The organism is Pseudomonas sp. TE36184 (genome assembly GCF_054060055.1).
In genome coordinates this window covers 6,389,073-6,403,146 of the sequence record NZ_JBSSCU010000001.1, presented here as the reverse complement: position 1 = coordinate 6,403,146, position 14,074 = coordinate 6,389,073, and the positions used below count along the sequence as shown (strand labels likewise).

Here is a 14,074-nt window from a genome sequence, read left to right as displayed (position 1 = left end):
TTGGGGCTGGACAAAAAACGGCGGGCAGGAAAAAACAACAACAGACAGCCAAGCATCGCCCACCGTGATGCTGTTGGATGATCCAGGCCGGTCTCCGGGCTCATGAGTGGCGCGCTAGAGCGCACGCCGACGGCGCGCCTTCCCATATCGCGGGCGATACAGTGGCAAACAGCACCGTCTTGACTCATTTACCGTTGCGGGGGCAGCGCCGGAATCGCGGCAGCACTGTGTACAAGTGCGCTCACTCACCGGCTTCCCTGTTTCACTCAGTCGACCCGTGGGTCACAGAGCACCTGGAACAAGCGGCGAAGGTTAGTGGGTTGGGGGTGGAGCGTCAATTAAAGCTGGCCTTGCACTTGAACCATCGCCGCATCGGGCGCCTCTACCCTTACAGGCATCCAGGAGAAAACCATGCATAAAACAAGACTCGCCTTACTGATCATGCTCGCGGGCACCCTCGCCGCCTGCGGGGAAAGCTCGACCTTGAAGGTGTCCGATGGCACCGGGCCTTCACCACAGCTGCCGGAGCCGAACAAGACCCTGATCCCCACCGTGAACATCGCCCCGGCCATCGGCTGGCCGGCGGGCACCCAGCCCACGGCCGCCGCCGGCACCCAAGTGGCGGCGTTCGCCGAAGGCCTGGACCACCCGCGCTGGCTGTATGTACTGCCCAATGGCGATGTGCTGGTGGCGGAAACCAACGCGCCGCCCAAGCCGGACGACGCCAAAGGCCTGCGGGGTTGGGTGATGCAAAAAGTAATGGGCCGCGCCGGCGCCGGTGTGCCGAGCCCGAACCGCATCACCCTGCTGCGCGATGCTGACCATGACGGGGTCGCGGAGACCCGCACCGTGTTCCTGGAAAACCTCAACTCGCCCTTCGGCATGACGCTGGTGGGCAATGACCTGTACGTGGCCGATTCGGACAAGCTGTTGCGCTTTCCCTATCAGACCGGCGAAACCGCGATCAAGGCCGCCAGCAGCAAGGTCATCGACCTGCCAGCGGGCAGCATCAACCATCACTGGACGAAAAACGTGGTGGCCAGCAAGGACGGCAGCAAGTTGTATGTGAGCGTCGGTTCCAACAGCAACGTCGCCGAGAACGGCCTGGAAGCGGAACAAGGCCGCGCGGCGATCTGGGAAGTCGACCGCGCCAGCGGCCAGCACCGTATCTTCGCCTCCGGCCTGCGCAACCCGAACGGCATGGCCTGGGAACCGCAGAGCGGCAAGCTGTGGACGGCAGTGAACGAGCGCGACGAGATCGGCAGCGACCTGGTGCCGGACTACATCACCTCGGTCCAGGATGGCGCCTTTTATGGCTGGCCCTTCAGCTATTACGGGCAGCACGTGGATGTACGCGTCACACCGCAGAACCCGGACCTGGTGGCCAAAGCCATTGCGCCGGACTACGCCGTAGGCCCACACACCGCCTCGCTGGGCCTGACCTTCGCCGAGGGCAGCAAACTCCCAGCGCCCTTTATCAACGGTGCGTTTATCGGCCAGCACGGCTCGTGGAACCGCAAGCCGCACAGCGGCTACAAGGTGATCTTCGTACCGTTCGAGGGCGGCAAGCCGAAGGGGCCGCCAGTGGACGTGCTGACCGGGTTCCTCAACAGCGAAGAACAAGCCATGGGACGACCGGTTGGCGTGGTCATCGACAAGCAGGGCAACTTGCTGGTGGCGGACGATGTGGGGAATAAGGTGTGGCGGGTTTCTGCGGCTAAGTAACTATTACAAATGTGGGAGGGGCGGTGCGACGATTCGACTTGCCCACGATAGCGGTGGGTCAGTCACTGAATGCATGGACTGACACGCCCTCATCGGGAGCAAGCTCCCTCCCACATTTGGATCCTGCTTTGGCTTAGGGGTTGCGGGCCAAGTGCTCAGCCGGCAACACGCGCTTGGCGCTCAGGTAGGCGTTCTGCCAGTAGGCTTTGGACAAGGTGTCCAGCTTCACCGTACCGCCCGTCTGCGGCGCATGCACAAAGCGCCCTTCGCCGACATAGATCCCGGCGTGGCTGACCTGCGAGCCGCCACCCGTGGCGAAGAACAGCAGGTCACCGGTTTGCAGGTTCTGTGCGCTGACGTCCTGGGCGCGCATCACGATCAGTTCGCGCGTGGTGCGCGGCAGGGAGATGCCCGCGGCATCACGGTAGACAAACCCGATCAACCCGCTGCAATCGAAACCGGAGTCCGGCGTATTGCCGCCCCAACGATAAGGCGTACCGACCAGGCCCAGCGCGCGGAACAGCACGTCTTCAGCGACCGGCGAACTCTGGCTGGAATAGTTGAACACTGGTTTAGGCTTGGCCGCTACGGGCGCAGGCTGCGGGCGGCTTGCGCAGGCGCTGAGCAGCGCGGCGCAAACAATAAGAATCAGGCGGGCCGAGGTCGACATGTGCAGAACAATCCTGGTCTGGATGCGGCTTTCGCTGCCGAACGCTGAAAACCAGAACGCGCAAGCATGGCTTGCGCGAACGGATTACAACAATGTCCAGAGATTCTAGCGCTTACACGTCAAACTTCAAGTATCACTTTAACTTTACTTGCTAGCGGTAATCGTCGTCGGGGCCATGGCGAGTGCGCGCTTGGCTTCGATGAAGGTTTTGCTCCAGTAGCTGTCGCCCAGGCTGTCGACTCGAACACCACCGCTGCGGCGGCTGCTGGAGTGGATAAACTGGTTATCGCCCAGGTAGATACCGGCGTGACTGACGCGACCGCGACCACTGGTACTGAAGAAAAGCAGATCCCCAGGCTTGAGGTTGTTACGCGCGACCAACGGTGCATTCACGTTGATCATTTCGCGGGTGGAGCGTGGCAGGTTCATGCCAGCTTCTTCGCGAAACAGGTAACCGATAAAACCGCTGCAATCAAAACCGGCTTCAGAGGTACCGCCGAAACGGTAACGGGTCCCGATCAGGGACATGCCGCGTTCGAGGATGCTGTCGGCCAGAACGGGAAGCTGATAAGGCTTGTTGCCAGCGAAGGCGGCCAGTTCTTTTTCGGTTGCCAGCTCTTCCTCATAAACAGTGGAAGACTGCGCAGCAACGAATTTTGCCTGATTTTTATACTGTTGATTGTGCTGCTCGGCCACTTGTTGAGGGTGGGAGGCGCAACCAAACAACAGAGCGACAAGTGCGAGAGGCACGAGGGGTGCGAAGCGATTTAGCATGGGCACGACCGTGGCTGATGTGTAAAGAAGTCGAGACTATGCCTTCTATCACATCGATTTGCAAATTCAATCGTGATCCATGTGACTTACTGTTTGCGTTATGACATCTAAGCCCTTAATACCCTTTGCGCGTGTTTTGCGTGGTCAAGCCGACCAAAACGCAGGTTTCCTGGCGCCTGAAATTTGCCGAAGCCCCCGAAACACAAGGGCTGGCTACCAGCCGAGGGTTTCCTTGAGGAAGGGAATCGTCAGCTTGCGCTGGGCCTGCAAAGAGGCCTGATCGAGCTGCTCGAGCAAATCGAACAATGCGCTCATGCTGCGGGTGCCGCGAGTGAGGATGAAGTGCCCGACCTCGTCGGTGAGGTGCAGGCCGCGACGGGATGCACGCAATTGCAGGGCACGCAATTTGTCCTCGTCGGACAGCGGACGCATCTGGAAGATCAGCGCCAGGGTCAGGCGCGACTTGAGGTCGGCCAGCTTGACCGGCAACTCACGGGGCGAGGTCGAAGCCGCGATCAACAGGCGGCGACCGCTGTCGCGCAGGCGGTTGAACAGATGAAACAGCGCCTCTTCCCAATCCGCCTTGCCGGCGACGGCCTGCAGATCGTCCAGGCACACCAGTTCGTATTGTTCGAGGTTGTCGAAAATCCCGATCCCGCGGTCCATCAACTCCGCCAACGGCAGGTAAACCGCCGGTTCGCCCATCTGCTCGAAGCGCAGGCACGCGGCCTGCAACAGGTGGGTGCGCCCCACGCCTTGCTTGCCCCACAGGTAGATCAGGCTTTCAGTCCACCCGGCGTCGGCTTCGCAGAGCCGCTCGACATAGCCGAGTGCTGCGGCGTTGGCGCCTGGGTAGTAATTGATAAAGGTGGCGTCGTCACGCAGACGCACACCTAAGGGCAGCTGAATCGGTTTCATGCTGACTGAACGGCTCCGATCGAACCGTTAGTGGCCTCTGTGAAAAGTTTGCAAAGTTTATACCCGTGACGCCGGGCGCACAATGCAGCAGACCATAAGCAAAATCAAAGGTTTGCGTTAACTTGTTGGATTTACGCAAATTGTTTGACGCCACAGCGCCAGAAACAACAAACCCGGCCTGGGCCGGGTTTGTGACACCGCGATTACAAATCGGGGTCTTCAACGCCCCCGTACATATCCGAATCCTTGTACAGATCGTGGACATGACGCACCAGCACCATGATCACCGCCGCCACCGGCAGCGCGAGCAGGATGCCGGTGAAGCCGAACAACTCACCGCCAGCCAGGATCGCAAAGATCACCGCGACCGGGTGCAGGCCGATGCGATCACCCACCAGCAACGGGGTCAGCACCATGCCTTCGAGGGCCTGGCCGACCATGAACACCGCGACAATCCCGAGCATCGGGTACAGGTCACCGCCAAACTGGAACAGCCCGGCCACCAGCGCCGCACCGATACCGATCACAAAGCCCATGTACGGCACGATCGCGGCCAGACCGGCAATCAAGCCAATCAACAGGCCCAGCTCCAGGCCGATCGCCATCAAGCCGGCGGCATAGATAATCCCCAGGGCCAGCATCACCAGCAGTTGGCCACGCACGAACGCCCCCAAGACCTCATGACACTCCCCGGCCAGGGACACGATGCGCGCTTCACGGTCACGCGGCAGCAGGCTGCGGATCTTGGCCATCATGATGTCCCAGTCCCGCAACAGGTAGAACGCCACCACCGGGATCAACACCAGATTGGTCAACCAGCCGATCAGCGCCAGGCTGGATGCCGTGGCCTGGCTGAGAACCACGCCGACGATGTCGGTGGTCTGGCCCATATGCTCGCTGATCGCAGCCTTGACCTTGTCGAACTTCCAGAAGCCATCCGCCAGCCCCAGCTTGGCCTGGGCCCACGGCATCGCCGTGTGCTGCAGCCAGTCGAGCATCTGCGGCGCCAGTTCATACAAACGGAACAACTGCTTGGCCAGCATCGGCACCAGCACCAGCACCAACGCCGTGATGATCAGCGTAAACAGCGCAAACACCGTGACCACCCCCAAAGTCCGCGACAGGCCGGCTTTCTCCAGGCGATCCACCACGGGATCGAACAGATAGGCGAGCAACAGCGCGACCAGGAACGGCGTCAGGATCGAATGCAGCAAGAACACAAAAACGCACAGCAGGACGATCCCGCCAAGCCACACCCAACGACGCGTATCCGCCATACACCACTCCATCTTTTATCGGCTGCTATATAAAGCAGAACATTTACCAGCGAAAACGCAGTTGCGCCTGCGGCTCAGGGGCGACGACCGGCTGCGTGCCGTCCACTGGCGGTTGCGCAGCCAGTGCTTCACCCGCGGGAATCTCCTGCAACCTGGCCAGGCTCAGTTGAGTACGCAACTGATCGGCGCTGCCATTGACGCGATACACAATACGATTGCCATCCACGCGCTGCGGCTGGCCGCCAAACGGCTCGAGCAAGTGGCCCAACGCGGCGTAGCGCTCCAGGGTCATGCCCTGCACTTCGAGCAATTGCTCGGTGCTCGCGCCCGGCTTGACCACAAAGCGCGGCGCCAGTTTCTGGCTGACCGCCAGCATCACAGCATCGGCCACGGCGGCGGTGTCGGCGCCTTGCGCGGTGCCCTGCTCGCTCTTGTCGCCCAACCACAGGCGCCATTTGGCCTGCCATTGGCTGCCCTCCTGGCGCGCATGCACTGCGAGCATCGCATCGGCGCCGTAGCGTTCCGAGGCTGCACGCAACGGCGTGGCGTCCGCGCTTTCGAGGTTGGGCGCGGTGGCGACCACCTGTTCATCCAAATCCCCCAACGGCAGGCGCAGCGGCAAGCCGCGATGTTGCGCCGCACGGCGCAGCGCCTGCGCGACGGCCTGACCATCCCCGACCAGGTTGCTGCCGTCGGTGGAGTCATTCAGCCACCAACCCAGGATCGACGGCCGATTGCTGCCCCAGATCGACAAGCCGGCCTCACGCAAGGCGCGATCGGTGCTGACGGGGTCGAAATCCACTTGCAGGCTTTCCGGCGGGCCGGCGTCGTAGCCGTATTGCGTGATGATTTGTTGCGGGTCCTTGCGCACCGCCGCCAGGCCGGGGCCTTCGGCGGCCTTGGCGTCGCCAGTGAGGCGGATCACCAGGGTCTGTACGGCGCGCTGGGTCGCCTGGTCGCGTTCTTGCGGTGACTGGCTGCTGACCGGCTCCAGTACTTGATAAAGGCCATTGAGGGTTTCGGCATGACTCGCCAGGCTGACCAACGACAAGCAGCCTACAAAAAACACATTACACAGACGCATGGAAGATTCCCGAACGACAAAATTAGCGGCTGGAACAGACCGCGTGATCTCGGTTTGCCAAGGCTGTGACCACAGCGATCGGTAAAACATTCACGGGGTCTCGGTAAGTTTTCCTACTGTCATAACGATAGCGGGTTCAAGGCTATACCTTAATACGGAGCTGGGCAGACCCGATTAGCATTTTTTTAACCGGCTTTTTTATCTATGTGGCTCTGCCCGTCGGCCCGAGGATGGCCGCTGACCCTCAAGCCTGATAAAATCGCGCGCCTTCGCAGACCGTCAATGGCTGGGCCTTTTCACAAGAGCCCTTGCCCAATCGGTCGTTACCCCTGAATCCCCCCTAAAGGCCTGGATCATGAGCAAGCAACCCTCCCTGAGCTACAAGGACGCCGGTGTAGACATCGACGCCGGTGAAGCATTGGTCGAACGCATCAAGAGCGTCGCCAAGCGCACTGCGCGCCCCGAAGTCATGGGTGGCCTGGGCGGTTTTGGCGCCCTCTGTGAAATCCCGGCCGGCTACAAACAGCCCGTGCTGGTTTCCGGCACCGACGGCGTGGGCACCAAACTGCGCCTGGCCCTGAACCTGAACAAACACGACAGCATCGGCATCGACCTGGTCGCCATGTGCGTCAACGACCTGGTAGTGTGCGGCGCCGAGCCGTTGTTCTTCCTGGACTACTACGCCACCGGCAAGCTCAACGTCGAAACCGCGACCCAAGTGGTCACCGGCATCGGTGCTGGCTGCGAATTGTCGGGTTGCTCCCTGGTCGGCGGCGAAACCGCTGAAATGCCAGGCATGTACGAAGGCGAAGACTACGACCTGGCCGGCTTCTGCGTCGGCGTGGTCGAAAAAGCCGAGATCATCGACGGCTCCAAAGTGGCTGCCGGCGACGCCCTGCTCGCCCTGCCGTCGTCCGGCCCGCACTCCAACGGCTACTCGCTGATCCGCAAGATCATCGAAGTGTCCGGTGCCGACATCGAGAACATCCAGCTCGACGGCAAGCCCCTGACCGACCTGCTGATGGCGCCGACACGCATCTACGTCAAGCCACTGCTCAAGCTGATCAAGGACACCGGCGCGGTCAAAGCCATGGCCCACATCACCGGCGGCGGCCTGCTGGACAACATCCCGCGCGTCCTGCCCAAAGGCGCCCAGGCGATTGTCGACGTGGCCAGCTGGCAGCGTCCTGCGGTATTCGACTGGCTGCAAGAGAAAGGCAACGTCAACGAAACCGAAATGCACCGCGTGCTGAACTGCGGCGTGGGCATGGTGATCTGCGTGGCGCAAGAGCACGTGGAAAGCGCGTTGAACGTGCTGCGCGAAGCCGGCGAACAGCCTTGGGTCATCGGCCAGATCGCCGCTGCCGCCGAAGGCGCGGCTCAGGTTGAACTGAAGAACCTTAAGGCGCACTGATGTCTGCAACCTGTGATGTCGTGGTGCTGCTCTCCGGCACCGGCAGTAACTTGCAGGCCCTGATCGACAGCACGCGCACCGGCGACAGCCCGGCGCGCATCGCTGCGGTGATCTCCAACCGCAGCGACGCCTATGGCCTGCAACGCGCCAGGGAGGCAGGCATTGCCACGCGCACCCTGGATCACAAGGCTTTCGAAGGTCGCGAGGCCTTCGACAGCGCCCTGGTCGAACTGATCGACGCCTTCAACCCCAAACTCGTGGTACTGGCCGGCTTCATGCGTATCCTCAGCGCTGATTTCGTGCGGCACTACGCTGGGCGGCTGTTGAATATCCACCCTTCCCTGCTGCCCAAGTACAAAGGCATGCACACCCATCAGCGCGCCCTCGACGCGGGCGACAGCGAGCATGGCTGCAGCGTGCATTTTGTCACCGAGGAACTCGACGGCGGGCCTCTGGTCGTACAGGCAGTGGTTCCGGTAGAGTCTGACGACTCGGCGCAGACGCTTGCGCAACGGGTTCATACGCAGGAACACAGGATTTACCCGCTGGCTGTTCGCTGGTTTGCCGAGGGGCGGTTGATTCTTGGTAAACAGGGTGCATTATTGGACGGTCAGTTACTCGCGGCCAGCGGCCACTTGATTCGAACCTAGGAGATTTTATGCGTCGCGCCTTGCTCTTCGCTTTTGCGCTGTTCGCCTTGCCTGCGGTGCAAGCAGCAGATTTACATCCTTTCTCCGCCAGCTACACCGCCGACTGGAAACAGTTGCCCATGAGCGGTTCGGCCGAGCGCAGCCTGACCCACAATGGCGATGGCACCTGGACCTTGAACTTCAAGGCTTCCATGATGATTGCCAGCCTCACCGAAACCAGCGTGATCCAATTCGACAAGGACGCCCTGCAGCCGAAGAGCTACACCTTCGAACGCGGCGGCCTGGGCAAGGCGAAAAGGATCAACCTGGACTTCGACCAGACCGCCAAGAAAGTCACCGGCTTTGAAAACAAAGACCCGGTCAACGTTGCCCTGCAAAGCGGCATGCTCGACAAGTCGACCTACCAGTTGGCGCTGCAGCGCGATGTCGCGGCCGGCAAGAAGAGCATGAGCTACAACGTGGTTGAAGGCACCGACGTCGACACTTACGACTTTCGCGTGATCGGCCCGGAAAAGGTCCAGACCAAAGCCGGCTCCATCGACGCGATCAAGGTCGAGCGCGTGCGTGACCCGACCCAAAGCAAGCGCATCACCCAGATGTGGTTTGCCAAGGACTGGGGCGGCATCCTGGTTGCCCTGCGTCAGGTGGAAACCGACGGCAAGGAATACAACATCATGCTGCAAGACGGCACGGTTGACGGTCAGCCTGTCAAAGGCAGCTGATTGAACTGATACGTTGGAAAAGAGCCTCGCGCAATGCGGGGCTTTTTTTCGCCTGGAATATTCAGGCAAGGCCGTTATTACCTGACGCAATCATGAAGCTTTTTTCATAAAACCCAGCCGCCTGTGGCGCAATGTCGCGGTTTACGCGGCCTGCACAATTGTTGCTATTTCTGTAAAGGACTGTTGCAGGAAAAATCAGTTTACTTAGCAAGCTAACAAAACATATAACAAATGCCTGCGACGACTTGCCGCAGATCAACCAGAGATTGGAGCAAGCAGATGACTGTAAAAGTGACTGAGCGCGACGACGAACATATGTCCCACGAAGCATTGGGCCATGGGATTCACATCTGGGACGTACACCAACAAGACCTGCTGGTCGGCATGTTTCATAACGAGAGCGACGCTCATAACTATAAAAACGAGCTCGAAACCCTTGAGATGAAACGCCAGGCACAAAGCTCCTGACTATTTGCCAGACTCAGGCGCCAGGCCCACGCAGCCTGGTTGCCTGAAAACAAAAACCCCGCCGGTGAGCGGGGTTTATTGTTTTACAGCCTTACCACATCAGATCATCCGGGATCTGGTAGGCGGCGTAAGGATCATCCTCATCCGGCACCTGGCTTTCGGTGAGGATATTGAGCTGGACGATACGCTCCGGCGCGCGCTCCTGGATCTTCAGCGCCGCTTCGCGCGGGATCACCTCGTAACCGCCGGCGTGATGCACGATCGCCAGGGAGCCGTTGCTCAGCTTGTTGCGCATCAGCGTGTTGACCGACAGGCGCTTGACCTTCTTGTCATCCACGAAGTTGTAGTAGTCCTCGGTGGTCAGCTTGGGCAGGCGCGAGGTCTCGATCAGTTGCTTGACCTGGGCCGTGCGGGCCTTGGCCTCGGCTTTCTCCTGCTGCTGGCGGTTCAGCTCCTGGTCGCGCTTGACCTTCTCGGCCATGGCTTCCTGGGCCAGGCGTGCCTGGGTGTCATCGGCCTCGGCCTGGCCTTTGTGGACCAGACGTTGATGTTTCTGTTTCTCTTTGCCGACCTGCTTGGCCTGCTTTTGGTTGACCAGACCTGCTTTGAGCAACTGGTCGCGAAGGGAAAGGCTCATGGTGCTTACTCACTTAGGCAACTGCTCAACCGCAGCTGGACACGTTCTTTTCCTGGCGTTTGGCTTCGCCCCACAGGGCGTCCAACTCTTCGAGGGTGCAATCTTCCATGGATTGACGCGTATCGCGCAATGCCTGTTCGATAAATCGGAAACGTCGCTCGAATTTGGCATTGGCACCGCGCAAGGCGGTTTCCGGGTCGACCTTGAGGTGACGGGCCAGGTTGACCGCGGCAAACAGCAGGTCACCGACTTCATCGGCGATGGCCACTGCATCGTTATCGGCCATGGCTTCGAGCACTTCATCCAGCTCTTCGCGCACGTTATCCACTACCGGCAACGCAGCGGGCCAATCGAAACCGACCTGGCTGGCACGCTTCTGCAATTTGGCGGCACGGGACAGCGACGGCAAGGCGGTGGGCACATCGTCGAGCAGGGACAGTTGCTCGGGGGCGTCGGACTTTTCCGCGCGCTCCTCGGCCTTGATCTGCTCCCAACGCGTCTTGACCTGCTCTTCGCTCAACTGCGGGATATCCAGCGGCGCGTACAGATCGCCGGTGGGGAACACATGGGGATGACGTCGAATCAGCTTGCGGGTGATGCTGTCGATCACCCCGGCGAACTCGAAGCGCCCTTCTTCCTGTGCCAGCTGGCTGTAATACACCACCTGGAACAACAGGTCGCCCAACTCGCCTTGCAGGTGATCGAAGTCGCCGCGCTCGATGGCGTCGGCGACTTCGTAGGCCTCTTCCAGGGTGTGCGGGACGATGCTCGCGTAGGTTTGCTTGATGTCCCACGGGCACCCGTATTGCGGGTCGCGCAGGCGATTCATCAGGTGCAGCAGGTCTTCAAGTGAATACATCTTTCTATTTCCGATCAGGTATGAACACCGCCGATCAACTGTGGGAGGGGGCTTGCCCCCGATTGTGGTGGATCAACCAAGAATCTGGTACCTGACACTCCGCTTTCGGGGGCAAGCCCCCTCCCACATTCAGCCTGCATTCATCCAGATGCTCATGGGGTACGGTTGCGCCGCGTCTCGATGATGTTCGGCAACTGGGAAATCCGCCCCAGCAACCGCCCCAACGCGTCCAGCCCCGGAATCTCGATGGTCAGGGACATCAACGCGGTGTTGTCCTCCTGTTTGCTTGATGTCCCACGGGCACCCGTATTGCGGGTCGCGCAGGCGATTCATCAGGTGCAGCAGGTCTTCAAGTGAATACATCTTTCTATTCCCGATCAGGTATGAACACCGCCGATCAACTGTGGGAGGGGGCTTGCCCCCGATTGCGGTGGATCAACCAAGAATCTGGTACCTGACACTCCGCTTTCGGGGGCAAGCCCCCTCCCACCTTTCAGACTGTGTTCATCCAGATGCTCATGGGGTACGGTTGCGCCGCGTCTCGATGATGTTCGGCAACTGGGAAATCCGCCCCAGCAACCGCCCCAACGCGTCCAGCCCCGGAATCTCGATGGTCAGGGACATCAACGCGGTGTTGTCCTCCTTGTTCGAGCGGGTGTTGACGGCCAGCACGTTGATCCGCTCGTTGAGCAGCACTTGCGACACGTCGCGCAGCAGACCGGAACGGTCGTAGGCACGGATGATGATGTCCACCGGATAGGTGAGCACCGGCACCGGGCCCCAGCTGACCTGGATGATCCGCTCCGGCTCGCGCCCGCCCAGTTGCAGCACCGAGGCGCAGTCCTGGCGGTGAATGCTCACGCCACGGCCCTGGGTGATGTAGCCGACGATGGCGTCGCCCGGCAGCGGCTGGCAGCAACCGGCCATTTGCGTCATCAGGTTGCCGACGCCCTGGATCTGGATATCGCCACGCTTGCCGGGCTTGTAGCCGGTGGCTTTGCGCGGGATCAGCTCCAGCTGTTCGTTGCCGCGTTCCGGCTCCACCAGTTGCTGGGCCAGGTTGACCAGTTGCGCCAGGCGCAGGTCGCCGGCACCGAGGGCGGCGAACATGTCTTCGGCGATCTTCATGTTGGCCTTTTCGGCCAGCTTGTCGAAGTCCACCTGAGGCAGGCCCAGGCGCGCCAGTTCGCGTTCGAGCAGGCTTTTGCCGGCGGCGACGTTCTGGTCGCGCGCCTGCAGCTTGAACCAGTGGACGATCTTCGCCCGCGCCCGCGAGGTGGTGATGTAACCCAGGTTCGGGTTCAGCCAGTCGCGGCTCGGCGTACCGTGCTTGCTGGTGATGATCTCGACCTGCTCGCCGGTCTGCAGGCTGTAGTTGAGCGGCACGATGCGCCCGTTGATCTTGGCGCCCCGGCAGTTGTGGCCGATCTCGGTGTGCACGCGGTAGGCGAAGTCCAGCGGCGTGGCGCCCTTCGGCAGGTCGATGGCGTGGCCGTCGGGGGTGAAGATGTAGACCCGGTCCGGCTCGATATCCACCCGCAGTTGTTCGGCCAGGCCGCCGATGTCGCCGAGTTCTTCGTGCCATTCCAGCACTTGGCGCAGCCAAGAGATCTTCTCTTCGTACTGGTTGGACCCGGCCTTGACGTCGGTGCCCTTGTAGCGCCAGTGCGCGCACACCCCCAGCTCCGCCTCTTCGTGCATGGCGTGGGTGCGGATCTGCACTTCCAGCACCTTGCCCTCGGGGCCGATCACCGCAGTGTGCAGCGAGCGATAGCCGTTTTCCTTGGGGTTGGCGATGTAGTCGTCGAACTCCTTGGGGATGTGCCGCCACAGGGTGTGGACGATACCGAGCGCGGTGTAGCAGTCGCGCATTTCCGGCACCAGCACGCGCACGGCGCGCACGTCGTAGATCTGGCTGAAGGCCAGGCCCTTGCGCTGCATTTTGCGCCAGATCGAATAGATGTGCTTGGCGCGGCCGCTGATGTCGGCGTCGACGCCGGTAGCCTGCAACTCGGCGCGCAGCTGGCCCATCACGTCGGTGATGAAACGCTCGCGGTCGAGCCGGCGCTCATGCAGCAGCGTGGCGATCTGTTTGTATTGGTCGGGTTCGAGGTAGCGGAAGGACAAGTCCTCCAGCTCCCACTTGATATGGCCGATACCCAGGCGGTGCGCCAGCGGTGCGTAGATGTCGAAGACTTCGCGGGCCACGCGGTTGCGCTTTTCGTCGTCGGCGGTTTTCACCGCACGGATCGCGCAGGTGCGTTCGGCCAGCTTGATCAAGGCGACGCGCACGTCGTCGACCATCGCCACCAGCATCTTGCGCAGGTTTTCCACCTGGCCCTGGGTGCCCAGCACCATGGACTGGCGCGGGCTGAGGCTGGCGCTGATGGCGGCCATGCGCAGCACGCCGTCGATCAGCTTGGCCACCACGGAGCCGAAGCGCTGGCCCACGGTGGCCAACGGGATATGCCCTTCACGCACGCCGCGATAGAGCACGGCAGCGATCAGCGAATCCTGGTCGAGCTTGAGATCGGCGAGGATCTCAGCGATTTCCAAGCCGGTGCGAAAGCTCGAAGTGCCTTCGGCCCACAGGTTCTTGGCCGCATTGTCTTGCTGTTCAGACTCACGAGCGAACTCGCAGGCTGCTTTCAAGGCTTCACGGTCCAGTGCCGGGTCGACACTGATGGCATGATCCAGCCATGCCTCGAGATTGATACTGCCGTCGGTGTTGATCGGCTGGTGTGCTCTCACCTGTACCATCTTGCTTACCTTCCCTACGACGCACCTTCGATGCGCCAAAAATCATCGCTGACCTGCTTTATTACTAAAGCTCACACACTCCCTGGCAGGTCACGGCCCAGGAGAATGCAGGCCAG

Annotated in this window: 13 protein-coding genes, 2 pseudogenes and 1 riboswitch; of the genes and pseudogenes, 5 read left to right on the top strand and 10 right to left on the bottom strand. The window is 61.0% G+C overall.

Going from position 1 to position 14,074, the window contains the following annotated elements:
• Window positions 1-68: 68 nt before the first annotated feature.
• A riboswitch (cobalamin riboswitch) is annotated at window positions 69-312 on the bottom strand.
• 99 nt (window positions 313-411) lie between these two features.
• Window positions 412-1,725, top strand: coding sequence for a PQQ-dependent sugar dehydrogenase (locus ACVWZP_RS29085; RefSeq protein ID WP_457370342.1), 1,314 nt, complete (start codon window positions 412-414; stop codon window positions 1,723-1,725).
• Window positions 1,726-1,858: 133 nt separating this feature from the next.
• Here ACVWZP_RS29085 and ACVWZP_RS29080 read toward each other — a convergent pair whose 3' ends face one another.
• The 5 genes from ACVWZP_RS29080 to ACVWZP_RS29060 form a co-directional block, all read right to left on the bottom strand.
• Window positions 1,859-2,395 (bottom strand): C40 family peptidase, encoded by a 537-nt coding sequence (locus ACVWZP_RS29080; RefSeq protein ID WP_017845323.1) that lies wholly within the window; start codon window positions 2,393-2,395, stop codon window positions 1,859-1,861.
• A gap of 144 nt (window positions 2,396-2,539) precedes the next feature.
• Window positions 2,540-3,169, bottom strand: coding sequence for a C40 family peptidase (locus ACVWZP_RS29075; RefSeq protein WP_046382483.1), 630 nt, complete (start codon window positions 3,167-3,169; stop codon window positions 2,540-2,542).
• 213 nt (window positions 3,170-3,382) lie between these two features.
• A complete protein-coding gene (hda, locus tag ACVWZP_RS29070; protein ID WP_017845321.1) occupies window positions 3,383-4,087 on the bottom strand; it encodes a DnaA regulatory inactivator Hda in 705 nt (234 codons plus the stop codon).
• Window positions 4,088-4,290: 203 nt separating this feature from the next.
• Window positions 4,291-5,364: an AI-2E family transporter gene (locus ACVWZP_RS29065; RefSeq protein ID WP_046488315.1), complete on the bottom strand. Its 1,074-nt coding sequence runs from the start codon at window positions 5,362-5,364 to the stop codon at window positions 4,291-4,293.
• 43 nt (window positions 5,365-5,407) lie between these two features.
• Complete coding sequence (locus tag ACVWZP_RS29060; protein WP_017845319.1) at window positions 5,408-6,448, bottom strand: DUF2066 domain-containing protein; 1,041 nt, start codon at window positions 6,446-6,448, stop codon at window positions 5,408-5,410.
• A 355-nt stretch (window positions 6,449-6,803) separates the two neighbouring features.
• On the opposite strand from ACVWZP_RS29060, the gene purM reads away from it, so the two are divergent.
• From purM to ACVWZP_RS29040, 4 genes are all read left to right on the top strand, one after another.
• A complete protein-coding gene (gene purM, locus ACVWZP_RS29055) occupies window positions 6,804-7,862 on the top strand; it encodes a phosphoribosylformylglycinamidine cyclo-ligase (protein ID WP_017845318.1) in 1,059 nt (352 codons plus the stop codon).
• Complete coding sequence (gene purN / locus ACVWZP_RS29050) at window positions 7,862-8,512, top strand: phosphoribosylglycinamide formyltransferase (RefSeq protein ID WP_017845317.1); 651 nt, start codon at window positions 7,862-7,864, stop codon at window positions 8,510-8,512. Before purM ends, purN begins: the two co-directional genes overlap by 1 nt.
• A gap of 8 nt (window positions 8,513-8,520) precedes the next feature.
• A complete protein-coding gene (locus ACVWZP_RS29045) occupies window positions 8,521-9,234 on the top strand; it encodes a DUF3108 domain-containing protein (protein ID WP_046382480.1) in 714 nt (237 codons plus the stop codon).
• A gap of 279 nt (window positions 9,235-9,513) precedes the next feature.
• Window positions 9,514-9,702, top strand: coding sequence for a hypothetical protein (locus tag ACVWZP_RS29040; RefSeq protein WP_017845315.1), 189 nt, complete (start codon window positions 9,514-9,516; stop codon window positions 9,700-9,702).
• Window positions 9,703-9,793: 91 nt separating this feature from the next.
• Here the strand turns inward: ACVWZP_RS29040 and ACVWZP_RS29035 are convergent, their stop codons facing one another.
• From ACVWZP_RS29035 to relA, 5 genes and pseudogenes are all read right to left on the bottom strand, one after another.
• On the bottom strand, window positions 9,794-10,339 hold the full coding sequence (locus ACVWZP_RS29035) for a DUF2058 domain-containing protein (RefSeq protein WP_017845310.1): 546 nt from the start codon (window positions 10,337-10,339) through the stop codon (window positions 9,794-9,796).
• 25 nt (window positions 10,340-10,364) lie between these two features.
• On the bottom strand, window positions 10,365-11,198 hold the full coding sequence (mazG, locus tag ACVWZP_RS29030; RefSeq protein ID WP_017845309.1) for a nucleoside triphosphate pyrophosphohydrolase: 834 nt from the start codon (window positions 11,196-11,198) through the stop codon (window positions 10,365-10,367).
• Window positions 11,199-11,350: 152 nt separating this feature from the next.
• Window positions 11,351-11,485 (bottom strand): annotated as a pseudogene (locus tag ACVWZP_RS29025) (hypothetical protein); the annotation flags it as partial.
• A pseudogene (locus ACVWZP_RS29020) lies at window positions 11,478-11,561 on the bottom strand (nucleoside triphosphate pyrophosphohydrolase); the annotation flags it as partial. The pseudogenes ACVWZP_RS29025 and ACVWZP_RS29020, both read right to left, overlap by 8 nt.
• Before the next feature lie 153 nt (window positions 11,562-11,714).
• Window positions 11,715-13,958, bottom strand: a complete 2,244-nt coding sequence (relA, locus tag ACVWZP_RS29015) for a GTP diphosphokinase (protein ID WP_017845308.1) — start codon at window positions 13,956-13,958, stop codon at window positions 11,715-11,717.
• Between the last annotated feature and the right edge of the window lie 116 nt (window positions 13,959-14,074).

Excerpts from the sequence above, each read along its gene's own strand:
- ACVWZP_RS29085 (WP_457370342.1), top strand. The coding sequence starts at position 412 with ATGCATAAAACAAGACTCGCCTTACTGATCATGCTCGCGGGCACCCTC.
- ACVWZP_RS29080 (WP_017845323.1), bottom strand. The coding sequence starts at position 2,395 with ATGTCGACCTCGGCCCGCCTGATTCTTATTGTTTGCGCCGCGCTGCTC.
- ACVWZP_RS29075 (WP_046382483.1), bottom strand. The coding sequence starts at position 3,169 with ATGCTAAATCGCTTCGCACCCCTCGTGCCTCTCGCACTTGTCGCTCTG.
- hda (WP_017845321.1), bottom strand. The coding sequence starts at position 4,087 with ATGAAACCGATTCAGCTGCCCTTAGGTGTGCGTCTGCGTGACGACGCC.
- ACVWZP_RS29065 (WP_046488315.1), bottom strand. The coding sequence starts at position 5,364 with ATGGCGGATACGCGTCGTTGGGTGTGGCTTGGCGGGATCGTCCTGCTG.
- ACVWZP_RS29060 (WP_017845319.1), bottom strand. The coding sequence starts at position 6,448 with ATGCGTCTGTGTAATGTGTTTTTTGTAGGCTGCTTGTCGTTGGTCAGC.
- purM (WP_017845318.1), top strand. The coding sequence starts at position 6,804 with ATGAGCAAGCAACCCTCCCTGAGCTACAAGGACGCCGGTGTAGACATC.
- purN (WP_017845317.1), top strand. The coding sequence starts at position 7,862 with ATGTCTGCAACCTGTGATGTCGTGGTGCTGCTCTCCGGCACCGGCAGT.
- ACVWZP_RS29045 (WP_046382480.1), top strand. The coding sequence starts at position 8,521 with ATGCGTCGCGCCTTGCTCTTCGCTTTTGCGCTGTTCGCCTTGCCTGCG.
- ACVWZP_RS29040 (WP_017845315.1), top strand. The coding sequence starts at position 9,514 with ATGACTGTAAAAGTGACTGAGCGCGACGACGAACATATGTCCCACGAA.
- ACVWZP_RS29035 (WP_017845310.1), bottom strand. The coding sequence starts at position 10,339 with ATGAGCCTTTCCCTTCGCGACCAGTTGCTCAAAGCAGGTCTGGTCAAC.
- mazG (WP_017845309.1), bottom strand. The coding sequence starts at position 11,198 with ATGTATTCACTTGAAGACCTGCTGCACCTGATGAATCGCCTGCGCGAC.
- relA (WP_017845308.1), bottom strand. The coding sequence starts at position 13,958 with ATGGTACAGGTGAGAGCACACCAGCCGATCAACACCGACGGCAGTATC.